27 protein-coding genes are annotated in these 23,246 nt (G+C 41.3%); 17 read left to right on the top strand and 10 right to left on the bottom strand.

Annotated features, from left to right (window positions below; all coding sequences use genetic code 11):
• Positions 1 to 288 precede the first annotated feature (288 nt).
• From rpmH to B1s21122_RS06300, 8 genes are all read left to right on the top strand, one after another.
• The gene (gene rpmH / locus B1s21122_RS06335; RefSeq protein WP_009612516.1) at positions 289 to 423 is read left to right on the top strand and encodes a 50S ribosomal protein L34; all 135 of its coding nucleotides are present in this window, start codon (positions 289 to 291) and stop codon (positions 421 to 423) included.
• 16 nt (positions 424 to 439) lie between these two features.
• On the top strand, positions 440 to 790 hold the full coding sequence (rnpA, locus tag B1s21122_RS06330) for a ribonuclease P protein component (protein ID WP_095680111.1): 351 nt from the start codon (positions 440 to 442) through the stop codon (positions 788 to 790).
• Positions 787 to 1,035: a membrane protein insertion efficiency factor YidD gene (gene yidD / locus B1s21122_RS06325; RefSeq protein WP_095680112.1), complete on the top strand. Its 249-nt coding sequence runs from the start codon at positions 787 to 789 to the stop codon at positions 1,033 to 1,035. Before rnpA ends, yidD begins: the two co-directional genes overlap by 4 nt.
• Positions 1,029 to 1,946 (top strand): membrane protein insertase YidC, encoded by a 918-nt coding sequence (gene yidC / locus B1s21122_RS06320; RefSeq protein WP_095680113.1) that lies wholly within the window; start codon positions 1,029 to 1,031, stop codon positions 1,944 to 1,946. Before yidD ends, yidC begins: the two co-directional genes overlap by 7 nt.
• 63 nt (positions 1,947 to 2,009) lie before the next feature.
• Positions 2,010 to 2,510 (top strand): Jag family protein, encoded by a 501-nt coding sequence (locus B1s21122_RS06315; RefSeq protein ID WP_095680114.1) that lies wholly within the window; start codon positions 2,010 to 2,012, stop codon positions 2,508 to 2,510.
• Between the two features lie 8 nt (positions 2,511 to 2,518).
• Positions 2,519 to 3,115, top strand: a complete 597-nt coding sequence (rsmG, locus tag B1s21122_RS06310) for a 16S rRNA (guanine(527)-N(7))-methyltransferase RsmG (protein WP_095680115.1) — start codon at positions 2,519 to 2,521, stop codon at positions 3,113 to 3,115.
• A 9-nt stretch (positions 3,116 to 3,124) separates the two neighbouring features.
• On the top strand, positions 3,125 to 4,045 hold the full coding sequence (locus B1s21122_RS06305) for a ParA family protein (protein WP_095680116.1): 921 nt from the start codon (positions 3,125 to 3,127) through the stop codon (positions 4,043 to 4,045).
• Positions 4,045 to 4,926: a ParB/RepB/Spo0J family partition protein gene (locus B1s21122_RS06300; RefSeq protein WP_095680117.1), complete on the top strand. Its 882-nt coding sequence runs from the start codon at positions 4,045 to 4,047 to the stop codon at positions 4,924 to 4,926. The genes B1s21122_RS06305 and B1s21122_RS06300 overlap by 1 nt, the downstream gene beginning before the upstream one ends.
• Here B1s21122_RS06300 and B1s21122_RS06295 read toward each other — a convergent pair.
• The 7 genes from B1s21122_RS06295 to B1s21122_RS06265 are packed head-to-tail and all read right to left on the bottom strand — an operon-like array spanning position 4,923 to position 11,998.
• Positions 4,923 to 6,206 carry an aminotransferase-like domain-containing protein gene (locus B1s21122_RS06295; protein WP_095680118.1) on the bottom strand — a complete coding sequence of 428 codons (1,284 nt, stop codon included), beginning with the start codon at positions 6,204 to 6,206 and terminating at the stop codon, positions 4,923 to 4,925. The two genes, B1s21122_RS06300 and B1s21122_RS06295, sit on opposite strands and share 4 nt — an antisense overlap.
• 35 nt (positions 6,207 to 6,241) lie before the next feature.
• A complete protein-coding gene (locus B1s21122_RS06290) occupies positions 6,242 to 7,372 on the bottom strand; it encodes an N-acetylmuramoyl-L-alanine amidase (protein WP_095680119.1) in 1,131 nt (376 codons plus the stop codon).
• Positions 7,373 to 7,398: 26 nt separating this feature from the next.
• A complete protein-coding gene (gene trxA, locus B1s21122_RS06285) occupies positions 7,399 to 7,722 on the bottom strand; it encodes a thioredoxin (RefSeq protein ID WP_095680120.1) in 324 nt (107 codons plus the stop codon).
• 42 nt (positions 7,723 to 7,764) lie between these two features.
• The gene (gene trxB / locus B1s21122_RS06280; RefSeq protein WP_095680121.1) at positions 7,765 to 8,694 is read right to left on the bottom strand and encodes a thioredoxin-disulfide reductase; all 930 of its coding nucleotides are present in this window, start codon (positions 8,692 to 8,694) and stop codon (positions 7,765 to 7,767) included.
• Between the two features lie 9 nt (positions 8,695 to 8,703).
• A complete protein-coding gene (gene murJ / locus B1s21122_RS06275; RefSeq protein WP_095680122.1) occupies positions 8,704 to 10,296 on the bottom strand; it encodes a murein biosynthesis integral membrane protein MurJ in 1,593 nt (530 codons plus the stop codon).
• Complete coding sequence (locus B1s21122_RS06270) at positions 10,296 to 11,408, bottom strand: DUF6049 family protein (RefSeq protein ID WP_095680123.1); 1,113 nt, start codon at positions 11,406 to 11,408, stop codon at positions 10,296 to 10,298. The genes murJ and B1s21122_RS06270 overlap by 1 nt, the downstream gene beginning before the upstream one ends.
• Positions 11,405 to 11,998 (bottom strand): NUDIX hydrolase, encoded by a 594-nt coding sequence (locus tag B1s21122_RS06265; RefSeq protein ID WP_095680124.1) that lies wholly within the window; start codon positions 11,996 to 11,998, stop codon positions 11,405 to 11,407. The genes B1s21122_RS06270 and B1s21122_RS06265 overlap by 4 nt, the downstream gene beginning before the upstream one ends.
• A gap of 85 nt (positions 11,999 to 12,083) precedes the next feature.
• On the opposite strand from B1s21122_RS06265, the gene B1s21122_RS06260 reads away from it, so the two are divergent.
• Positions 12,084 to 13,517 (top strand): CCA tRNA nucleotidyltransferase, encoded by a 1,434-nt coding sequence (locus B1s21122_RS06260; protein WP_095680125.1) that lies wholly within the window; start codon positions 12,084 to 12,086, stop codon positions 13,515 to 13,517.
• On the opposite strand, the gene B1s21122_RS06255 is transcribed toward B1s21122_RS06260, so the two are convergent.
• Positions 13,492 to 14,760 (bottom strand): MFS transporter, encoded by a 1,269-nt coding sequence (locus B1s21122_RS06255; RefSeq protein WP_095681218.1) that lies wholly within the window; start codon positions 14,758 to 14,760, stop codon positions 13,492 to 13,494. The two genes, B1s21122_RS06260 and B1s21122_RS06255, sit on opposite strands and share 26 nt — an antisense overlap.
• A gap of 43 nt (positions 14,761 to 14,803) precedes the next feature.
• Between B1s21122_RS06255 and B1s21122_RS06250 the strand changes: the two genes are divergently transcribed.
• From B1s21122_RS06250 to dnaB, 8 genes are all read left to right on the top strand, one after another.
• Positions 14,804 to 15,217 carry a DUF5318 family protein gene (locus B1s21122_RS06250; RefSeq protein WP_095680126.1) on the top strand — a complete coding sequence of 138 codons (414 nt, stop codon included), beginning with the start codon at positions 14,804 to 14,806 and terminating at the stop codon, positions 15,215 to 15,217.
• A 16-nt stretch (positions 15,218 to 15,233) separates the two neighbouring features.
• Positions 15,234 to 17,189 carry a transglycosylase domain-containing protein gene (locus tag B1s21122_RS06245; RefSeq protein WP_095680127.1) on the top strand — a complete coding sequence of 652 codons (1,956 nt, stop codon included), beginning with the start codon at positions 15,234 to 15,236 and terminating at the stop codon, positions 17,187 to 17,189.
• A 3-nt stretch (positions 17,190 to 17,192) separates the two neighbouring features.
• Positions 17,193 to 18,362 carry a glycosyltransferase family 87 protein gene (locus B1s21122_RS06240; protein ID WP_095680128.1) on the top strand — a complete coding sequence of 390 codons (1,170 nt, stop codon included), beginning with the start codon at positions 17,193 to 17,195 and terminating at the stop codon, positions 18,360 to 18,362.
• Positions 18,363 to 18,452: 90 nt separating this feature from the next.
• On the top strand, positions 18,453 to 18,737 hold the full coding sequence (gene rpsF / locus B1s21122_RS06235) for a 30S ribosomal protein S6 (protein WP_029016793.1): 285 nt from the start codon (positions 18,453 to 18,455) through the stop codon (positions 18,735 to 18,737).
• Positions 18,738 to 18,788: 51 nt separating this feature from the next.
• Entirely contained in the window at positions 18,789 to 19,292 is a 504-nt protein-coding gene (locus B1s21122_RS06230; protein ID WP_095680129.1) for a single-stranded DNA-binding protein, read from the top strand.
• Between the two features lie 130 nt (positions 19,293 to 19,422).
• Positions 19,423 to 19,644, top strand: a complete 222-nt coding sequence (rpsR, locus tag B1s21122_RS06225; protein WP_029016794.1) for a 30S ribosomal protein S18 — start codon at positions 19,423 to 19,425, stop codon at positions 19,642 to 19,644.
• Between the two features lie 13 nt (positions 19,645 to 19,657).
• Positions 19,658 to 20,107 carry a 50S ribosomal protein L9 gene (rplI, locus tag B1s21122_RS06220; RefSeq protein WP_095680130.1) on the top strand — a complete coding sequence of 150 codons (450 nt, stop codon included), beginning with the start codon at positions 19,658 to 19,660 and terminating at the stop codon, positions 20,105 to 20,107.
• 329 nt (positions 20,108 to 20,436) lie between these two features.
• On the top strand, positions 20,437 to 21,837 hold the full coding sequence (gene dnaB / locus B1s21122_RS06215) for a replicative DNA helicase (protein WP_095680131.1): 1,401 nt from the start codon (positions 20,437 to 20,439) through the stop codon (positions 21,835 to 21,837).
• Here the strand turns inward: dnaB and B1s21122_RS06210 are convergent.
• Entirely contained in the window at positions 21,834 to 22,325 is a 492-nt protein-coding gene (locus tag B1s21122_RS06210) for a beta-class carbonic anhydrase (protein ID WP_095680132.1), read from the bottom strand. The two genes, dnaB and B1s21122_RS06210, sit on opposite strands and share 4 nt — an antisense overlap.
• Positions 22,325 to 23,242, bottom strand: coding sequence for a DMT family transporter (locus B1s21122_RS06205; protein WP_095680133.1), 918 nt, complete (start codon positions 23,240 to 23,242; stop codon positions 22,325 to 22,327). The genes B1s21122_RS06210 and B1s21122_RS06205 overlap by 1 nt, the downstream gene beginning before the upstream one ends.
• Between the last annotated feature and the right edge of the window lie 4 nt (positions 23,243 to 23,246).

Raw genomic sequence — 23,246 nt, 5'->3', positions numbered from 1 at the left:
CCTTTAATCCTGGCCAAAAGCCCTAAAAAGTTACCCACAAAGTTATCCACAGGCTGTGGTCTAAACCTGTCCTTTAAACTTCAATTTCTAGCCATAGAGGGGGAAATCTGTGGATAGAGGGCGAAGATAGGTGCTATCTCTCAGGATTGCAAGTGGTTATCCACATTAATCCAAACCCCAAAGGTGTGGTTGGGGCCGGTTTGACCCATCTTGTCCCCAGCCCCTACCCTTACCATCCATACCGCTGTGACCCTTAAACGGGAAGAACAATTATTTTAGGAGAGATTTATGAAGCGCACCTTCCAGCCCAATGTTCGCAAACGGGCTAAAAAACATGGTTTCCGTGCCCGCATGGCCACACGTGGTGGACGAGGTGTTTTATCAGCTCGCCGCGCAAAAGGCCGAGCCAAAATCTCTGCCTAACAAAATAACCTAACTCGTGTTACCTAAACCAAACCGGCTACGGGCTGGATCAGATTTTAATCTCATCACCAAAACAGGTGCTCGCTTTTCTTCCCCAAATTTAGTTTTGTATGCAAACCTGGCAAAAACAGATCAACCAAAAATCGGCTTCATTGTTAATCGCTCAGTGGGCGGCTCAGTAACCAGACACCTTGTCACTAGAAAACTTCGACATAATTTTGCAAGCCATATTCAAGTACTACCGAAGAATCTAATGATTGTGGTTAGAGTTTTAAAATCTCAAAATAATTATTCAACCGAAGTTAATCAACTAATCGAAAAAGCATTGCTTAAGTTTTCAAGCCAAAACAATAAGGCAGATCTATGAGATTCATTTTGATCCTGCCAATTAAGCTATATCAAAAATATATCTCACCACTTTTAGCGCCTCGCTGTAAGTACTACCCATCCTGTTCTACCTATACCGAGCTAGCGATAAATGAGTTTGGTTTAAAAGGATTATTAATGGGAGTTTATCGCTTTGTTAGATGTAACCCCTTTTCACATGGTGGGGTGGACTACCCATCAAAGAGTGCGGTTAATGTGGTTAGAGAGAGGCAATTAAGTTGTTAGATTCCATTCTAAACGGCCTATATACAGCAGTTTCTTGGGTATTAGTAACCTTCCATGATCTTCTAGCTTTCACCAACAACACAGATCTGCAATGGGTAGTTGGGATTATCGCCCTAGTTATTTTGATTCGAATTATCTTAATTCCACTTTTTGTTAAACAGATTAAATCTCAACGTGCCTTAACTGCTCTGCAACCACATATGAAGGCGATCCAAAAGAAGTATAAGGATGATCGACAAAAACAATCTGAAGAGATGATGAAGCTCTATAAAGAGCATAAAACAAATCCCTTTGCTTCCTGTTTTCCAATCCTTGCCCAAGCGCCAATATTTTTCGCACTCTTTTGGGTACTAAATAGCATTAGCCAAAACCAACCTCGCGGTTTGTTGAAGGGTGAGTATTTAATATCTGCTCGAGAAGCTAGTTTTTTTGGTGCCCCACTATCTGGCACCTTCCTAGGATCAAGTGAGTTCTCCACCAAAGCGATTGCAATTGTCTTAATTATTTTTATGTCCGCCACCACCTTCACCACCCAACGTCAGTTGATGGTTAAAGGAATGCCAAAGATGGATTCCTCAAACAACATGATGTTGCAACAGCAAAAAATTATGTTGTACTTATTCCCAATTATTTTTGCTGTAACCGGTGTTAACTTTCCAATCGGAGTTTTAATTTATTGGTCAACCACAAATCTTTGGACATGGGGTCAGCAGTACTACGTAATTAAACGAAACCCAGCTCCAGGATCTCCTGCCTATGAAGAGTTACAAAAAAAGAAGGCAGCAAAAGGATTACTTGATGAAAAAAGTAATAATGCAGATGGCACCACAATTGTTGAAGATCAACCAGAGCAAACCGGACAGAGAGTTCAACCAAAGAGAGATAAAAAGCGTAAGAAAAAGAATCGTTAAGGAAAACACCCCAAACCAGTACAAAAACTATTAAATCATCATAAATACCACTTCGGAGGAATAATGAGTGAAGTAAAGAGTGAAAAGGTTGTTGAAAAGAAGAGCTTGATCGCCCAACTTGAAGAAGAGGGGGATGTAGCAGCTGATTACCTAGAAGGCTTACTTGATATTGCAGATCTTGATGGGGACATTGATATTGATGTTGAAAATGACCGAGCAGCCCTAGCAATTGCTGGCGGCAAACTCTCCCACCTAGTTGGCGGAAGAGGTGAGGTTCTTGATTCTCTTCAGGAGCTAACCCGGCTAGCGGTTCAAACCTCCCTGGGTGAGCGAAGCAGGTTAATGCTAGACATCGACAACTTTAGAGGCGATAAAAAGACCGAGCTAGCTCAACTAGCTAAAGAGACCGCCGAAGAGGTTAAGTCCACTGGTGAGGCGATAAAGCTTCGGCCAATGAACGCCTTTGAACGCAAGGTTGTTCATGACACTATTCAAGAGATTGGCCTAACCAGTGAATCTGAGGGTGAAGACCCAGATCGCTGCGTGGTAGTTCTTCCCGCCTAAGGTTTCACGTGAAACCAACCCCTGAGTTACTGGCCTACTTTGGCGAAAACCAGGGCAAGATCCAAGCCTTTGCCACTCTGCTTAAAACCACTGGAATTGAGCATGGCTTAATTGGCCCCAAAGAGGGGGATCGGATCTGGCAGCGCCACATCGCAAACTGCATCCCCATCACCACCATCATTCCTAACAGGGTGCGGCTAGCAGATATTGGCTCTGGGGCAGGACTGCCCGGGGTTGTTATAGCGCTGGCTCGGCCTGATCTAAAGGTAACCCTGATTGAACCACTGCAACGGAGGGTGGATTTTCTAAATCAGGTGATCGCAGAGCTTGAACTGCCCATCAAAGTGGTCCGGGGCAGGGCGGAGGCGGTAAAGATGCAATTTGAGGTAGTCACCGCCAGGGCGGTAGCACCGCTTGAAAAACTGATCCAAATCTCCTGGCACATGATCCCAAAGGGTGGGTGCCTACTGGCGATAAAAGGGGAGAGTGCGGCTGAGGAGTTAGCGGCCACCAAGCTTAAAAAAGGTTCAACCGCCAAGCTTCATGAAATATCACTACCCAATCTGCCTGTGGCAAGGGTGGTTGAAGTACTTAAGGGTGCTTAACTTCGCCCCATGAGGGCAGATGATGTTTCACGTGAAACCAACAGCGAAGCTACTTCTGGGGTTAAACCAGTCATTGGGGTTCGCCGGCTAAAGGAGCCGATGGTCGCTCCATTAAAGACCCGGATCTTCACCGTTGCCAACCAAAAAGGCGGGGTAGGAAAAACCACCTCTGCGGTAAATATTGCAGCCGCCCTTTCAATGGGTGGGTTAAAGGTTTTAGTAATTGATTTAGATCCCCAAGGAAATGCCTCAACCGCATTTGGGATTGATCGAAGTGTGAATGGTGGAATTTATGATGTCTTAATTAATGATCTGCCAATAAGTGAAGTGGTTGTAAGGGTTGCGGGATTTCCTCATTTAGAAGCGGTTGCAGCGAACGCCGATTTAGCTGGAGCTGAAATACAACTTGTGCCAACAGTTGCACGAGAGTTTAGATTACAAGCTGCGTTACAAACCTTTCTAACCGCAAAACAAAATGCTGGCCAAAGATTTGATTATGTATTTATTGATTGCCCACCAAGTTTAGGTTTATTAACTATTAACGCACTGGCTGCAGCGGATGAGGTTTTAGTTCCAATTCAATGTGAGTACTACTCATTAGAGGGATTATCTCTATTACTTCAAACATTAGGTGAAGTGCAGAAAAGATTGAACCCAAGAATCTCACTAACCACAATTGTTTTAACAATGTTTGATGGCAGAACTAGATTGGCAAATGATGTTGCAGATAATGTAAAAAAACATTTCCCAAATGAGTTAGTAAATATTCCAATCCCAAGAGCAGTAAGAGTTTCAGAGGCACCTTCCTATGGACAAACCGTGATGACATATGACGCATCAAGTCCTGGTGCTATTGCATATATGTCAGTTGCAAGAGAGATTGCAAATAGAGGCGGGGCGCCAATTAATCTTCAAAACGAAAGCGCTTAATGAGTACTCGTAAAGGTGGATTAGGTCGCGGACTTGATGCGTTAATTCCTACTTCAGTTATGCCAACTGAGATTAAAACTCAAAGCGGAGTTGTAACAGCAAACCGAGATGAGATTGATGTTAACAACATCAGCGCTAATCCAAAACAACCAAGAACCGTATTTGATGAAGATCAATTAACTGAGTTAGCACTTTCCATTAAAGAGGTTGGCTTACTACAACCACCAGTTGTTAGATCAATTGGAAATGGTAAGTATCAATTGATTATGGGAGAGAGAAGATTTAGAGCTGCAAAACTTGCTGGCTTAAAAAGCATTCCAGTAATCATTAGACAAACAAGTGATGATCAATTACTACGTGAGGCGTTAATTGAAAATATTCACCGCAGCCAATTAAATCCCCTGGAGGAGGGTGCGGCGTACCAGCAATTATTAAATGATTTTTCCTATACCCATGATGAGTTAGCGGTTAAGTTAAGTAAGTCTCGCCCAGCAATAACTAACACTATGCGCCTTTTAAATCTGCCACCATCTGTGCAACGAAAGGTTGCAGCCGGTGTGATTTCAGCAGGACATGCCAGAGCGCTTTTATCTTTAACTGATGAAAAAGAGATTGAAAACTTAGCAAATCGAATTGTGGCTGAAGGCTTAACTGTCAGGGCAGTAGAAGAGATTGTGGCTACTGGGGCAGCGAAGGTAAAGAGCGGATCTGTCCGCAGCGGAAAGATAATTGCACCTAAATTAAAAGAGATTTCAGATCAGCTTTCAGATCATCTAGACACAAGAGTTAATGTTGAGCTAGGTAAGCAAAAGGGAAAGATTGTGATTGAGTTTGCAACAATTGAAGATTTAGAGCGAATCAGCAAGGTAATTACTAACTAATTAATTTGCCGGCTCTCCATCTCAGTTTTGATAACACCAGCGAGTGATTTAATTCCATCAGTTATTCGCTCAGGTGTTGGATGGCAATATGAGATTCGAAGTGACCAAGAACCAAAACCATCTGCGTAAAAGGCAGTTCCTGGCACATATGCAACCTTGGCTGCAATTGCTTTTGGCACAAGCGCATTAGTATCAATTTCTGGCGGCAAGGTAACCCAGATATAAAAACCACCACCTGGTTTTGTCCAAGTAGCACCCTTTGGGAAGTATTTTTCTAATGCCGCAAGAGCTGCATCTCGCCTGTCTTTATACAGCTTGGCAAAGGAGGCAATCTGATCTCGCCAAGGTTGATTTGCTAGGTAACTAGAGATCACAAGCTGGGTGAAATTAGATGGACAAAGAATTGAAGACTCAGAGGCAATAACCATCTTCTCTTTTAGAGATTGTGGCACTAGCGCCCAACCAATTCGAAGGCCTGGTGCGATAGTTTTTGAAAAGGTTCCAAGATATATGACATTCTCTGAATCACTAGCCCGCATTGCGTTAGGGGAGGGTTTATCAAAACCTAATAAGCCGTATGGGTTGTCTTCAACAATAAATATTTCTTCCGCTCTGCAAATATCTAAAATCTCACTGCGTCGATCCGCCGGCAGTAATACACCAGCTGGATTTTGGTAATTTGGAATCAGGTATAAAAACTTTATTTTCTTACCATTTGCTTTTGTAGTTTTAATCGCATCAAGTAAGGCAGAGGGAATCAAGCCATCTTGATCCATTGCTACATGGACAACCTGAGCTTCATACTGTTTAAAAGTTCCAAGAGCTCCAACGTAGGAGGGAGCTTCAACTAAGACCACATCGTTTGGATCAATAAAAATTCGAGAGATTAAATCCAATGCTTGCTGGGAGCCGGTGGTAACAACTACATCATCCGGATGCGCCTTAATTCCTTCAAGTGCCATCACGTCACAAATCTGCTCACGCAGCTTTGGATGCCCTTGACCACTTCCATACTGCAAAGCTTCTGCGCCATTTTCTAAAATTAATTTTTGAGTAACTGATGCCATCATCTCCATTGGTAGGGCTGAAAGATTTGGCATGCCACCAGCTAAGGAAACAATCTCTGGTCTACTTGCTACTGCAAAGAGTGATCGGATTTCACTTGCCTTCATACCAACTGCGCGGTGGGCAAAGCGTTCTGGCAAATTCTCTGGCTCACCAGTATGAATGCGAACAGGTGAATCTGATTTAACTACACGTAGATTTCTACCTGATTCCATTAACCAAGTTTGCCATATCGCAAGGCAAGATAAAACTAGTTTCTAAGCCCTGCTCTTCTTAAATCAGAGATTTTCAAGGTGCCAGTCTTGGCATCATCTTCTGCTGATAAATAAAGCCGTTGGATTGCCACAATCATGGCCTCGGCCAATTGATCTCTAAATGCAGCAGTAGCTAAACGTTTAGCATCTTTTGGATTTGAAAGGTATCCCAAATCAATTCTTACAGTTGGCGCAACAGTTAATCGAAGCAGATCCCAACTTTTGGCATGGGTTTGGCAATTTAATAAATCAGTACGGGCACAAATTTCACGTTGAATTAAGTTTGCAAAGCGCTCACCAACTACTGATCTAACACCTTTATCGTCTCGGCCATAAAAGTAGGTTGCTACCCCATTAGCATTTTCATTTTTATAACTATCAACTTTTAAAGCTATAACTAAATCTGCATTTACTGAATTTGCAACCTTTATTCGATCTATTTCAAGAGGTGAGTTATTAGCACTCCTCGTTAAAACCACATTCACACCCAGTGCGATTAAACGCCCTTCAAGTCGTTGTGCTAAATCAAAAACTATCTCCGATTCAATAACACCATTAGCACTTTCTCCCGTAAATTCACCACCCCAACTTGGGTCAATCACAATCACTTTATTTGCTAACGCAGGAGATCTAACTGAGTGTTTAACGCTTTCACGCAGTTGATTTGGCGCACCACCAGAGACTGTTTTAACTAGGCGCATTAATGAAATTAAAGTTGCCGGCCCACATTTTCCATCAGAGGTGATACCAACTGACTTTTGGAATTCTTTAACCGCTCGTTCTGTGTTTGCTCCAAATACGCCATCAACCTTGCCACAGTTAAATCCCATTTGAATTAATCGATCTTGTAAATTACTAACATCATCACCGCGCATAATTGAAGCAAAGTTAAAGGATAAAACTCGATCGCCAAGTTTAAATCTTGCTTCCTCTAAAGATCTGGCAGTAATTTCATTTATAACTCCAGTTGCAGTTAACCCGCGCTCCTGCTGAAAAGCTTTAATTCCTTGGGTTAATTTTTCATCAAAGATATCTGATGGGGCGGTAATAAATCCCAGGCGAAGCAAGGTATTTGAAATCAACTCAATTGCAGTTGAGCGATCACCTAACTTTGGTTGATCGCTCATAAATTCTTAAGTACTTTATTCGTTAGTTACTTGATATAGCTTTCAAGATCTTTAAGCAATGCTGGCTTTGGCTTGGCGCCCACAATCGTTTTAACAACTTCGCCACCAACAAACACATTCATGGTTGGGATTGAAGAAATGCCATATTTCATTGCAATTGAGCCCTCTTCATCAGTATTTAACTTAACGATTTTTAGCTTATCGCCGTATTCATTTGAAATCTCTTCCAAAATTGGTCCAACTGCACGGCAAGGACCACACCACTCTGCCCAAAAATCTACCAATACTGGTGTTGCACTCTTTAATACAACTGATTCAAAATCAGCGGTAGTTACCTTTGATGTTGCCATTGATTTCTCCTTTTAGTTATCTGCTTATCTTACTTTTAAAACTTAATGTCCGGCTAAAAAGCGCTCAGCATCCAAGGCTGCCTGACAGCCTGAGCCAGCTGCGGTAATCGCTTGTCGATAGGTGAAATCTACTAAATCACCACAGGCGAATACTCCCGGGATCTTTGTTTTAGTACTTCTGCCCTCAACCTGCACATAACCATCAGAATTTAACTCAACTTGCCCAACTACCAACTCACTTCTGGGTAGATGACCAATAGCAACAAATAAACCAGTGAAGTCCTTAACACTTTCTTCCCCAGTAAGCGTATTTTTTAATTTCAAACCAACAACTTTTTCTTCACCTAATACATCGATAACCTCATGGTTAAATAAAAATTCAATCTTTGGGTTAGCACTAGCTCGATCAATCATAATTTTTGAAGCTCTGAAGGAATCACGACGGTGAATCAAAACAACCTTGCTAGCAAACTTAGTTAAGAAGTTTGCCTCCTCCATTGCAGAGTCTCCGCCACCAACAACAGCAATTACTTGATCCCTAAAGAAAAACCCATCACAGGTTGCACACCAAGAAACACCTCGACCAGATAATCTTTTTTCATTCGGTAAACCAATCTCTTTATAAGCAGATCCCATTGCCAAAATAACTGATTTCGCTTTAACGGTATTTCCAGAACCGTCCGTTAGCTCTTTTATTTCACCATTTAATTTCATAGAAACAATGTCATCAGTAATAATTTTGGCGTCAAAGCGTTCTACCTGCTTGCGCATGGACTCCATTAACTCTGGCCCCATAACACCTGTTGCAAACCCTGGAAAATTTTCAACTTCAGTGGTGTTCATTAACGCACCACCTGCGGTAACTGAACCTTCATAAATAATTGGCTTTAATTGAGCACGAGCTGCATAAATAGCTGCGGTGTAACCGGCTGGACCTGAGCCCACAATGACTACTTCACTAACATCACTCATAGAACCAGCCTATTCCCTTCTACCCTTAATTACTTTTATTAAGGTTGTGACCTCGGTTATTTTCAAAGCCTTAAGCAGCAACAGATAGATAATGGCTGATGTAGATAAAACAAGTAAAAGGTAAATTAAATTCCCGCCCGGGGTGGAGTACCTAAAGAACCACACCGGCAGGACTGCCACCACAAATATAAAAATTAACTTAAGATAAAAAGCGGCTAAGCTTAAAACCGGTATTTGCACACCATGTTTTTTAATCAAAAGGAATGAGATACCTGCGCCAATGAAGTAGTGCACAGTGAAGATTGCAGCAAGTCCAACCGTTACCCATTTTGGCTCTAGATATACAGCTGCAATAAGTGATAAAACAACTGAGATTACATTCATTATTAAATTACCAATGACTTGAGATTTTAAGTTCTCAAATGCATTTAAACCACGAAGGAGAACTAGATTAATACTTACCGGGATTAATCCAAGTGCAAATGCGGACAAAGTAAGCCCTAAATAATTGGCATCATCGACTGGAATTCCAAAATATAAAACTTTTGCGATTACTTCACCAAAAAATAGAAACAGTACAGCGGCCGGGATAATAAAGATCCCCATCAACCGCATAGTTAACGACATAGAGTCTGAGACATCTTTGTACTTTTTATCAATGACTAAATTAGATAACTTAGGTAATAACGCAGTCACTATTGAAACAGTAATAATTGAATGGGGCAGAATCAAAATCAGATAAGCATTGGCATATGGGGTGTAACCAACACCGGTTGTTATCCCATCTGCTGCTGATTTAACTGCAGCCGAGGTAGCAATGTTAATTGTCACCAGATAAGAAAGCTGAGAGATCATTGCGTAGGCAAAGCTCCAACCAGCTAACTTAAATGATTTAATAATTTGTGAGTTTGCCCAATCAAATCTAAATGAGAGTTTAACGCCAGATTTGATAACAACTGGAAACAAAACAAAAGCTTGCGCTAAGTAACCGGCGGTAGTTCCTAGCCCTAACCAAAGCAGATCTTCACTTGAGATATTTGCAAGGGAGATGTCATTCCGGCTGACTAATAAGAAATAAAAGAGTGCAATTGCCATTAAATTATTTACAACTGGAGCCCACATCATTGGGCCAAATCGATCTTTAGCATTAGCAATTTGCCCTAATAATGCAAATAAACCTAAGAAAAATATCTGCGGCAAGCAATAACGCATCAAAGTTACAGTTACATCAAACTCTTTAGAGCCTGCGTATTCAGGTGCGTAGATATTTACAAGTTTAGGTGCCAACAAAATACCGAGGGCCGTGAGCGCAAATAAAAATGTAACAGTTACGGTGAATAGTCTAGATATAAAAGCTGAACCTTGATCACTATCCCTTAAGGATCTAACAATTTGTGGGACAAAAACCGCGGTAAGTGCGCCACCAATTAGTAAGTTATATAAAATATTAGGCATTGTGTTTGCCACGTTGTAGGTATCACCAAGAATTGCAGTGCCAAGTAGGGCTGCCAACATTAAATTTCGGATCAATCCAGTAACACGAGATGCAATCGTGCCTAAGGCCATAATTGAAGAGGTTTTAAACAATTGACTATCTGACATTACTTGCGCCTCCTAACTCTTCGAAGACTTTGAATTAATGCTGCGACAAATAAAAGTACCGCAGCCGCTGAGGTAATCCAGGTGGCAACTGGGCTAATTACTGAAAGTTTCAGATTAATGTTTACCGGATAACCAACCGGCTTATTGTCCAAGTTAGTTAATTGGGCCAGTAGTGATGATTGACCTGTAGCTAATACTTCAATCGGCAACAAAACTTGTTGTTTTGAATTTCCTTCAATTTTGATCTGTTCAACCGGAGTTACCACCACCTTACTATTTACTGCCCTGATGCTTAGCTTTAGATTAATTGGTGATTCAAAATTATTTACCAAGGTAATTGGCAACTCCTCTTTTGATGAGGTGATCGTAAATTTAGTTTTAGTAATTTTCAATTTGTTGCGTAGCCCAGTAATTGATTTATCTAAATCTTCAATCAGATCTTGCAGCTCGTTCTTTTCAATATCTGGATTTAATAGTTGGCTAATACGTAATTGGTAACTCAGCAATTCTTTTTGGTCAACAAGGGTGCTAAATAATTCAATTTGTCGCTGGGCATACTTTAGAAAGTTGATATTTTGTTTACTTAAACCTTGTTTTTCACCATTTTGAAAAGCACTTTGGGTAGTGGCTTTGCCAAGCACGCCCTCTAATGAGATCTTGCCGCTGGCATTTATATATGTAATTTCATTTTCAAGAAGCTGATCAACCCAGTACCGAGATGGATTTCCATAAGTTAGCACTGATATTTTTTCAAACCTAGACACTCTTAAAAATTGTGTAAGCCATGCTTTAGCAACATCTTGCCCGCTAACTTGGGCATCTTTGATTTCCCAGCCATCTGCAATTACATAACCATTACTCATGGCCACAATTTCTGAGATTGTGGCTGGATCAATCAGCCAACTTCTAACACCTCTATTTGGTGAGTAAACAAGTAAGCCCAACTCGCCAGTGGGAGCAAGTTTGGCAGCTAACTCATCATCAAAGAAGACACCATCAGATAGGCGATGGGTTGGCTCAGTAATTACTATCTCTTGAACTGCTTGTGCTGGAGTGGTTAGAAAAGTATTTGAAAGAAGTAAGAGCGTGAGAAGGGTTAAAACTTTTCTCACGGTGTTAATTTTCCTGATTTTGCAATTAACTTTCGTTCATCGGGGTAGGCAAGCTTGCTTACAATCTCATCAATTGGAAACCAGGCAACATCATCAACCTCTGTAACTTGTGGCGCTAATTTGCCGCCAACTTCAGTAAATAAGAAATGGTGAACAGTTTTGTGAATTCTTTTACCACTTGCCATAAACCAAAAATCAATAACACCTAAAGATCTTGTGATCTCACTTTTGATTCCAGTTTCCTCTGCCACCTCACGAATTGCAGCTTCCTCCGGTGATTCACCAGATTCAATATGTCCTTTTGGTAGCGACCAAAGTAATCTTTCATGCGAGGCGTCCTTTGGATCTAATCTGCCAATTAATAAGCCCTTTGTGCCAGTTTTATCAACAACTAATCCACCCGCACTTACCTCATCAACTCGCTTGGCATATTTAGCTCTGGGTGTGTTTTTTCCACCCTGATTACCTTTATTGTTTTTGCGGTTTGCTGAATTATGTTTTTTAGCGGGCTTACCAGAACCACTATTTTGCGCACCCTTACGAGCACTGCTTAAATCCTGATTGCCACCCGCATTATCTGCTGGGGTCATATCGCAAGGATACCGCCTCAATCCTTGAGCCCCTTGGGTATTGCCCACTCAATGGCAAGCCTGCCTGCTCTAACCTAGTACCACCGTGAAAACACCAATTGATGCAGCTGCCCAACTTGCGATTACAACTCTTACTAAGCAGGCACCAGCCGCCTCAGAGTTAGCAAAACTATTTAAAATTGCTGGATTTAAATTAGCTCTCGTTGGTGGTCCGGTAAGGGATGCGATCTTAGGCAGATTAGGAAATGATTTAGATTTCACAACTGACGCGCATCCAAAAGATAGTGAAAAGATTTTAAATAAATGGGCTGATTCTGTTTGGGATATTGGCGCAGCCTTTGGCACAGTCGCTGGCAAAAAAGATGAAATAACTGTTGAGATCACAACTTATCGAAGTGAAAGTTATGATCCGGCCTCTCGCAAGCCAGATGTTGAGTTTGGTAAAAGTATTGAAGCTGATTTAGCAAGAAGAGATTTCACAATAAATGCTATGGCACTTGAGCTGACAACTGATGAACCAACCTTTATAGATCTATTTAATGGTGTATTAGATCTGCAAAAAAAGATTATTAAAACACCTGGAAAGCCTGAGGATTCATTTAGTGATGATCCACTTCGAATGATGCGGGCTGCAAGATTTATGAGCCAACTTAACTTTGAGGTGGATCAATCCGTTTTGGTTGCGATAAAAAATATGGCTGCAAGGCTTGAGATAATTTCAGCTGAGCGAATTCGAGATGAGTTCATAAAAATAATGATGAGTTCATCCCCACGGCTTGGCATTACATTATTAGTTGAAACTGGATTAGCTGATTATTTCCTGCCTGAGGTGCCAAAGTTAAAACTGGAAATAGATGAACACCACCATCACAAAGATGTGTATGAGCACTCTTTAACAGTGCTCGAACAAGCGATTGCGTTGGAGGATCGTTTAGGTGGCGCAAATTTAACGCTGCGCCTTGCAGCTCTTTTACATGACATTGGTAAACCAAAAACAAAGCAGCTAATTGCCGATGGCGGTGTTTCTTTCCACCACCATGAGGTAGTTGGCGCTCGAATGAGTAAAGAGCGAATGAAAAAATTACGCTTTGATAATCACATAATCAATGACGTATCCCAACTGGTATTTCTTCATCTTCGCTTTCATGGTTATGGCTCAGGTGAATGGACTGATTCAGCAGTTCGCCGCTACGTCAGAGATGCAGGTGAGTTATTAACCCACCTTCACTTATTAACTAGAGCAGATTGCACAACTAGAAATAAGAAGAAGGCAGAAGGATTAGCTAGAACTTATGATGAATTAGAGGAGCGAATCCAATTGCTAATGCAGCAAGAGGAGTTAAATAAGATTCGTCCAGACTTGTCCGGTGAACAAATCATGGAGATATTAGAAATTAAGCCATCTCCTACCGTTGGGAAGGCTTATGACTTCTTGCTTGAACTTCGACTAGAACACGGACCGCTCGGTGAGGAAAAAGCTAAACAAGCTTTACTTACTTGGTGGAAGGAGCAAAAGTAGCTTTTCGCATTAATACAGCAGCGCCAAATAGATAAAACAATGCAATCACAATTGGCAAAGTAGCGGTCACACCATTATCTGGCAGCAGCAGGGCAGCGCCAATTGCACCAATTACAATTCCAGCATTTACTGCAACATCATAAAAGGCAAAAACTCTTCCCCGGTAATCATCATTAATTTTTGATTGCACCAGCGCATCATTTGTAACTTTAATTCCCTGGCCACAAAGTCCAACTAAGAAAGCACTACCAATCATAGTTATTTCATTTACTTGGGTTGCATAAACGATTAATGGCGGAATACACAAAAACATTAACAATCGCATCCACCTATGGCGGCCAAATTTTAAAACACCATATGGTGAAATAATTGCGCCAAGTCCAATGCCAATTCCAGCAATCGCAAGTGCCATACCAAAGCCAGCAAGACCAGCATCTGGATCTTGTGGGTCATTAAAAGAGTTTCGTTCCAACAGCAACGCCATTAAAGTCAAAGCGGTAATACCACCACGTTGAATACCAACAGCAACTATGCCGCGAAGTGCGTCTGGGTGAGATCGCAAAATTGTCACACCTTCTAATACCTCTTTATAACCTCGCACTTCACGGGAAGTCTCATGCTCACTTGGCCCAATTTCATATTTTTTTAATCTAAAGCAAGCAAGGGCTGCGATTAAAAATCCCATTGCAGCGACTAAAACTACGACCGCATCAGCATAATCTGCGTCAACACTTTTACTTAAGAGATTTTTAATTGCAATTCCTATGCCACCACCAATAACCACCCAGATCGTGCCACCAGTTACCGCTAACGCATTTGCTGCGATTAACTCCTCTTTCTTAACTAGTAAAGGCAGGCCAGCAGAAAGCCCAGATAAAATTAATCGATTAACCCCAAATGCAAATAGAACAAATAATGTAAGAATAATTCCGGTTGAGCTGTTGTTAATTAACCAAGCAATTATTAATAGATTTACCGCTCTTACATAATTACAATTTCTAATGATCCGCTGACGTGAAAAACGATCTAGGAATGTGCCAACATAGGGACCAATTAATGAATAAGGTAGTAATACAACAGAGAATGCCAGCGCAGCAGAGACTGCATTAGGCGCTCGCTCAGGTGAGAACAAAACAAAGCTAGCTAAGGCTGATTGAAATAAGCCATCGGTTAACTGACCGCTCCAACGGATTGTCAGAATCCGATTTAATCTTGAGCCTTTGCCAACTGGCCAAATCCCCATAAGGGTAAGCGTAGTAATTAATTTAGGATTAACCTTGGATCTTATGTTAGCCACGATGCGATCATCCATTGATTACTCATTGAGTAAACGGCGCACCCTAATTGCACTCTTTCAAGGCTCGGCCAGCGCCATGGATGCATGTGATGCTGATCCTTACTTAAGAAGAGCTGCTAAATATCATGGTGAGTTAACCAAACGGCCTTGCCCAGTTTGCAAGAAATTTAAGATTGTTGATTTGCGCTATGCCTTCGGTGATCAACTCGGCCAATACTCAGGTCGAATTAAGAATCAAGATGAGTTAAACCAAATGCAAAGTGAGTACGGTGAATTTCGCGTCTACGTTGTGGAGATCTGTACCGATTGCCACTGGAATCACCTAGTGGAATCCTTTTTATTGGGAGATGGAATATATCGAAAGCCACCACGGAAGGTGCACACCTTATTAGATGATGATTAACGGGTAATCTTGCCGCGTGAGCAATCTTGTAGAAAAACTACCTAGGCTAGGTTTTTTAGCCGCCGGCTACGCAGTTGTTGGCGGAATATTTCTCTTTGGTTTTGCCTACTTCACAGTTTCAATTCCAGATCCAAATGCTTATGTAAATAGCCAAGCCACAATTATTCAATATGCAGATGGCACGGAGATTGGTCGAATTGGTTCTGAGAATAGAACAGTTGTAACACTTGCTGAAATTCCAGTACAGGTAAGAAATGCAGTAATGGCTGCAGAGGATAGAAACTTTTATTCAAATCGAGCAGTTAGCCCAATCGGTATCGCTAGAGCAGTTTGGAATAACTTAAGAGGTGGCTCATTACAAGGTGGTTCAACAATCACGCAGCAATATGCCAAGACGGCATTTTTAACACCAGAGCGATCAATTCAGCGAAAAGTAAAAGAACTAGTGATTGCAATAAAGTTAGAAAATCAATTCACCAAGGATGAGATTCTAGAAAATTACTTAAACACTATTTACTTTGGTCGCGGCTCATATGGCGTACAGACTGCCTCACAAGTTTATTTCGGAACTACCGTAGATAAGTTAACAACTGCACAATCTGCAGTGTTAGCTAGTATTTTAAGAAGTCCAGGTCTATATGACCCAGGATTTAAAAAAGAGAATTCACCTAGATTAGAAAAAAGATTTAAATATGTAATTGATGGCATGGTAGAGGCTGGTTGGCTAGAAAAAGAAAAAGCGGAGAAATTAAAGTTTCCAATAATTAATCCAAGAGTTACATCTGGGGCATTAGCAGGACCAAAGGGATATGTGATTTCCTGGGTTGAGCGAGAGCTAAATCAACTTGGTTTTACCGATGAGCAGTTGATGATTGGTGGCTACATAATCAAAACTACATTGGTAAAGGAGGCACAAGAGGCAGCAGTTGCAGCCGTTAACAAAGAAGCACCAACTAAAGCACCAGAGAATTTACATATTGGATTAGTTGCAATTAAACCTGGTACCGGTGAGATCTTGGCAATGTATGGCGGTCAGGATTACTTGAAGTATCAATTTAACGCAGCTACCCAAGGCATTACATCAGGTGGTTCTTCATTTAAGGCCTTCACATTAGTAGCTGCCCTTGAAGAAGGAATTCCATTAACTTCAGTGTGGAATGGTGATTCACCAAAGGTTTATGACGATGGCATTGGCCGGGCATACCAAGTTAATAACTATGGCAGTGAAAGTTGGGGCAATATGTCTCTACTTACCGCCACTGAAAAATCTGTAAACACTATTTATGTTCCACTTGGCATGAAAGCTGGCTTAGAAAAAGTTGTTGATGTTGCTCGTCGTGCTGGAATTCCAGATTCAGTAGAAATGATTGCATCCCCTTCAGTTTCTTTAGGAGCTGCCAGCCCACATGTAATTGATTTAGCAAATGCTTATGCCACCTTTGCAGCACAGGGTGTTTATGCAAAACCATTTATTATTAATGAAGTTCAAGGACCTAATAAAGGAATCTTGTATCAAGGAAGAATTCAAGCTCAAGAGGTTTTTAGAAAAGATGTAATGGCAGATTTAACTTACGCGTTAAGTAAAGTAACTACATCTGGAACTGCAGCTGTTGTTGGCTCAAGAGTTGCTCGTCCAACCGCTGGAAAAACTGGAACTTCAAATGACAACGCATCGGCTTGGTTTAATGGCTACACACCAGAGGTTGCAGCCTCAGTTGCCTTCTATCGAGATGATGCCACCCAATCTTTAAATGGAATTGGCGGACTAACTTCAGTAACTGGTGGATCCTTCCCAGCCAGAATTTGGGCGGAGTTTGTAAAAGGGTATTTAAAGAAAGCACCGGTACAAGAGTTTCCTGCCCCTGCAAATATTGGTGGTACAGAGTCAATTAACTTTATAAATTCAGTTCCACAAATGGATCCCGCCTTAATCCCTCCATCCCCATCACCTTCACCTAAGAAAAAGCGGTAAATCTTGCTTACCAAATTGGTAAGTAGATCATTTCTTGGAGTATTACTTTTATCCTCAACTCTCTCATTCTTAAAATTTAATCACTGTCGCCTAAATAATTGGGCTTCCCCTGATAATTATGTGCACGCTTGTTATACCGATATCCCAGCGCTCTTCTCAGAGCGGGGCTTAGATACCAATACTTTCCCCTATCTTTCAGCGACAAATTCATTTGAGTATCCACCAGTAATTGGTTTAGGTAATTGGCTAATCTCATTTATTACACCAGGAACTAACTCACATCGATTCTTTTTTGATATTAATGCTGTAATAATCATTGCGCTGTTTTTTCTATCAGCATTTATAGTTAGAAAAATAGCTCCTACGTATCAATACATATTTCCACTAGCACCTGCAGTAATCGCCTCGCTATTTATTAATTGGGACATTTGGGCGGTAGTCACCACTCTTGCTGCTATTTACTACTTTGATAAGAAAAAGTATAAACAAAGTGGGATCTGGTTAGGTATCTCTATTGCAACTAAATTCTTTCCAATTGTTTTATTACTCCCCGTTGCAATTATTTTTTATAGAAGTGGTCAGTTAAAACATCTCTTACGCTATTTACTCACCACCTTTAGTTTTTGGGCAGCAATAAACATTCCTATTGCAATTATCTATTTTGATGGCTGGTGGCGATTTTTTAAATTAAATCTAGAGCGAGGGGAGGATTTTGGCTCTATTTGGTATGGGCTATCACTCTTAGATATTAAGGTATCAAATCTTGATTTACTTTACCCACTCATCTCACTGATTCTCTTTGCACTCCTTGCCTACTATCTACTTAAGCTTGCTTACTTGCCGAACTTGGCAGCGGTTGCATTATTTGCAGTGGTCATTTTTACAACTCTTAGTAAGGTTTACTCACCACAGTATGTTTTGTGGTTAACACCGCTTGCAGTAATTGCTTTACAAAAAAGCGGGCAGCTAATTGCATTTTGGTTTTGGCAGGGGTGTGAATTTATTTATCATCTGGCAATCTGGCAGTACTTAGCGTTAGTTTCAGATGCACAATTTGGATTACCAGCAGGTGCTTATGCAATTGCATCTTTGCTGCGGGTTTTAGGGGTGAGCATTTTTACCTATCGATTAATGCGGGATTTATCTGCCCCCTCCACAGCCAGAAAAGATTAATTTCCCTCTTTTTACCCCTTTGGCTACCCTTAGCCTCAACACCTGCCGCGGAAATTCCGTGGCCGCTTTAGTCCAGAGGTGGTTTAACAAATGCGTCGCTATGAACTCATGGTCATTTTAGATCCTGATTTAGAAGAGAAGACCGTTGCCCCAAGTCTTGAGACTTATCTTAAGATCATTAAAGAAGGCGGCGGAAAAGTAAACAAGTTAGATATCTGGGGTAAGCGCCGGATGTCCTTTGAAATAAATAAAAAGGGCGAAGGTATTTACGCAGTTATCGATATGCAATCTGAGCCTGCACCAGTTAAAGAGTTGGATCGTCAACTTAATTTAAATGAGTCAGTGCTTAGAACTAAAGTTGTTCGTCCAGAGTAATCCCCACAAAATAACCAACAAGCATCTAACGCAGATAAGGGAGAAATAAAAATGGCAGCAGGCGATACCAACCTAACCATGATCGGTAATTTGGTTAATGATCCAGAGTTGCGCTTCACACCTAGTGGAGCAGCAGTTGCAAAATTTACTGTGGCATCAACACCACGTTACTTAGATAAGACCACAAACGAGTGGAAAGATGGCGATAGCCTCTTTTTACAATGCCAAATTTGGCGACAAGCTGCAGAGAATGTAGCTGAGTCACTAACTAAAGGCATGCGCGTGATTGTCTCCGGACGATTAAAGCAACGCTCTTATGAAACTAAAGAGGGTGAAAAGCGCACTGTGTTTGAGGTTGAAGTTGATGAGGTTGGACCTTCACTTCGCAATGCAACAGCTAAGGTTACAAAAACTGTGAGAGCTGCTGGCAACAGCAATACTTACAACGCAGCAGCTGGCAACACCCCAAGTGCGTCAACTGATGATCCTTGGTCAGCAGCCCCAGTAGGCGGCGGTTGGTCAACGACACCAAGTGATGACACTCCACCCTTTTAAATCCAAAACAAACCATTCCTGTTTTAAATAACAGGGCCCTAACTTAAGGAGCACCACAGTGGGAGCAAGAAGTAATAAAACGCTTAGAGAAAAAGCTAAGCAGTCAAAGTCAGCAGCAGCCGCTGCTGCGATGAAGAAATTCAAAAAGAAGCCATGCTCTTTTTGCCGCGACAAAGTGACATATATTGATTACAAAGATATTGCCACACTTCGCAAATACATTACCGATCGAGGCAAGATTCGTTCTCGACGTATTACTGGGGCATGCACCCAACACCAACGAGCAGTAGCTGCTGCGGTTAAAAATAGCCGCGAAATGGCGCTTCTGCCTTACACCTCAACCGCGCGATAAGGAGAAAAATAAAATGAAATTAATCCTTACTCGTGAAGTTTCAGGTCTTGGTGGCGCAGGAGATGTTGTAACTGTTAAAGATGGTTACGGCCGCAATTTTCTATTAGCTAGAGGCTCTGCAATTATGTGGACCAAAGGTGGGGAAGGTCAGATTGAAGGAATCAAGCGCGCTCGCACAACACGTGAGATCCGAGATCTAGATCATGCCAAAGAGATCAAAACTAAGCTTGAAAAAGCTAATGTGATTGTCAAGGTAAAGGTTGGCGCAAGTGGATCTATGTTTGGTTCAGTTACCGACAAAGCAATAGTTGCAGCAATTAAGAGTGCAACTAGTGAGACGATTGATCGTCATAAGATCAAGATGGATAAGCACATTAAAAAGGTTGGCAAGTACACAGTCAAGATTGCACTTGAGTCTCAGGTTGTGGCAAATGTGCCAATAAATGTGGTCTCAGATAAGTAATTAAGTAATTACTCTTAAAGCCCTCCGGTAAAACGGAGGGCTTTTTACTTGCATCAAATAGTGAGATAGGCGAAAAAAGTTTTCTCCACAACCTAAATTACTTTTCTGCGCTTATTTCCTTCGCATTTAAATACTTATCCACCAACTTTGCTCACTTACCCACATAGTTATCCACGGCAAAGTATTGGTAGTGCACAGCTATTTACACAGCCTGGCAATTGGCTGTATCTAGGGGTTAGTAAAGGGATTATCTTTGCTTCCTAGGCTTAAAAAGATTAAATGACAATGCTTTTCAGGTAGTTGTCAGGGGTAGATGGGAGGGTTGTTGTATGAGCATCGCAGAGTTTCCAAGTAATTCCAGCAGAGGCAAAAACAACTCTGCTGAATTTGAGCGTACCCCACCACAAGATGTAATCGCTGAACAATCTGTTTTAGGCGGCATGCTTTTATCAAAGGATGCAATCAGTGATGTTGTTGAGATCTTAAGAGAGCGTGATTTTTATCGACCAGCACATGAATTAATTTATGATGCAATTGTTGATCTGTATGGCAGAGGTGAACCAGCAGATCCAGTAACAGTTTCAGCTGAGTTAACAAAACGTGGAGATTTAGTTAGAGCAGGTGGTGCGCCATACCTTCACACTTTGATCTCATCCGTTCCAACCGCTGCTAATGCTGGTTACTACGCAAAGATTATTCGTGAGCGCGCAATTATGCGCAGACTTGTTGAAGCTGGCACCAAGATTGTGCAACTTGGTTACACCGATGAAGGTGAAGTAGATGACGCCGTTGATCAAGCACAAGCAGAGGTTTATGCAGTAACTGAAAGAAGAGAGGCGGAAGATTATGTTCAACTTTCTGAGTTACTTCCTGCTGCATATGATGAGATTGAAAAGATTTCAGCTGGTGTAGTTGGCGAAGGTGTTAAAACTGGATTTAAAGATCTAGACGCGTTAACAAATGGTTTTCATCCAGGAAATATGATTGTGCTTGCAGCTCGTCCTGCAGTTGGTAAATCAACACTTGGTTTAGATATTGCTCGTTATGCGTCAATTCATAAGCGAGAGACTTCAGTTATTTTCTCACTTGAAATGAGCCGTTCTGAAATTACAATGAGAATGCTTTCAGCAGAGGCCAGAGTTCCACTTAATAACATTAGATCTGGTCAATTAGGTGAAGAAGAATGGGCGAAGATGGCCCGTCGAATGGGTGAGATTTCAGATGCACCATTATTCATTGATGATTCACCAAATCTTTCACTGATGGAGATCAGAGCAAAGGCGAGAAGATTAAAGCAGCGTCATAACTTAAAGTTAATCGTGATCGATTACTTGCAACTTATGACTAGCGGCAAGCGAGTTGAAAATCGTCAGCAAGAAGTCTCTGAGTTCTCTCGTCAATTAAAATTATTAGCTAAAGAGTTAAATGTTCCAGTAGTTGCAATCTCACAGCTAAACCGATCCCCAGAGCAAAGATCAGATAAGAAACCAATGCTTTCAGATCTTCGTGAATCTGGTTCGATTGAGCAGGATGCAGATGTGGTTATCTTGCTTCACCGTGAAGATTTATATGACTCACAAAATAGATCTGGTGAGGCTGATTTAATTGTGGCAAAGCATCGAAATGGACCAACTCGAACAATTACCGTTTCAGCTCAACTTCACTTGGCTCGCTTTACCGATATGGCAGCCAACTTTGCGCCAACTGAGAAGTTTGTTAAAGACAACTAAATCTTTTTCAGCTCACCTGTCTTAACATTATAAATAGCGCCAACTACTTCGATATTTTTTGGCAGTAGCGGGAATTGTACAATTCTAACCAAATCAGATTTCAAGGCAGAGACCTGATCGCTAACAGTTCTAATCTCAACACTTCTAGTATCTATGCCACTTCTTTCTAAAATAGTTGCATGAATCTGTTCTTCAGTACCACTAGCCATTCTGCAATCAGTATGTGGCATCACTAAAACTCTGCTTACATTTAGCAAGGTAGTTGCAAGAATTAAAGTTCGAAGCACATCTTCTGTAACTCTAGCTCCAGCGTTTCTTAATATCTTGGCATCGCCTGAACTCATTCCAACGATTCGAAGTGGATCAATTCGAGAGTCCATGCAGGTGACAATTGCTAACCCTTTTCTAGCCTCACCAGTTAAATCTTGGGATTTAAACCCTTTAATAAATTCAGCATTTGCTGCAAATAAATCATCAAAACCGCTCATTATTCTTTAACTTGCGACCTTGCCTTATCAGCCAGATAAATTCCAGCTAGTAGAACTGCGCATCCGATTAGTTGTGTTGTATTAAATGCTTCACTTAATAACCACCAAGCAATTGCGCCAGCAAAAAGTGGTTCAATCATTCCGATCACACTGCCAGTGCTGGCTGATAACTCACGAATACCGGTAACAGTTAAAAGATATGGAATTACTGTGCCAATAATTATTATCCAAAGAACTAGTGCCCATCCAGGTGCGCTGTAGTTAGAAAGGTTGCCTTCTAAGCGGTATGTACTAGTCAGGAATTCAAACGGGAAGTTCCACCAAGGCAAAACTAAGGCCCAAAAAATAGCTGAGATACCAATTCCCCAAGTCATTAAAGAAAGAGAGGTTCTAGTCTGAGATAGGCGATCGGCAAGTAAGAAGTAAACAGCTAGGGCAAATGCATCTGCAAAGGCAACTGCAACCCCAAGTGGGTGAAGTGTTGTGCCGGTCCAAATTTGGGAGAGTAAGAAAAGACCGGAGAACGCACAGGCTATTCCCCACCACATAATTGGTGAAATCTGCTTTTTCTTAATGAATCTTAGGTAGAGAACAATCCAAATCGATGCGGTGAACTCGATTACTAATGCAACTGAAACATAAAGATATTTAATTGCGAAGAAGTAAAAAGAGGTAACTGCTGATACACCGACAATTCCAAAAATAAGTAGGTCTTTCAACTCATCTTTTCTGGCATATAACTGCTTCTTACCTTTATATAAGGCAAATGAAAGTAGGAGTATGGCTGCGCCAGTAATTCTGACTTGAGTTAATCGGAATGCATCCATATCAGCTGAGCGCAAAACCTTTGCTGCCACTCCACCAAGAGCAAATAGCATTGCAGCTGAGATCATTAAGAATTCGGCGCGATGTTTCACAAGA

This window comes from Candidatus Nanopelagicus limnes (assembly GCF_002287885.2).
GTDB lineage: Bacteria > Actinomycetota > Actinomycetes > Nanopelagicales > Nanopelagicaceae > Nanopelagicus > Nanopelagicus limnae.
Note: the sequence above shows the minus strand (reverse complement) of the source record. Positions and strands in the feature narration are given on the sequence as shown.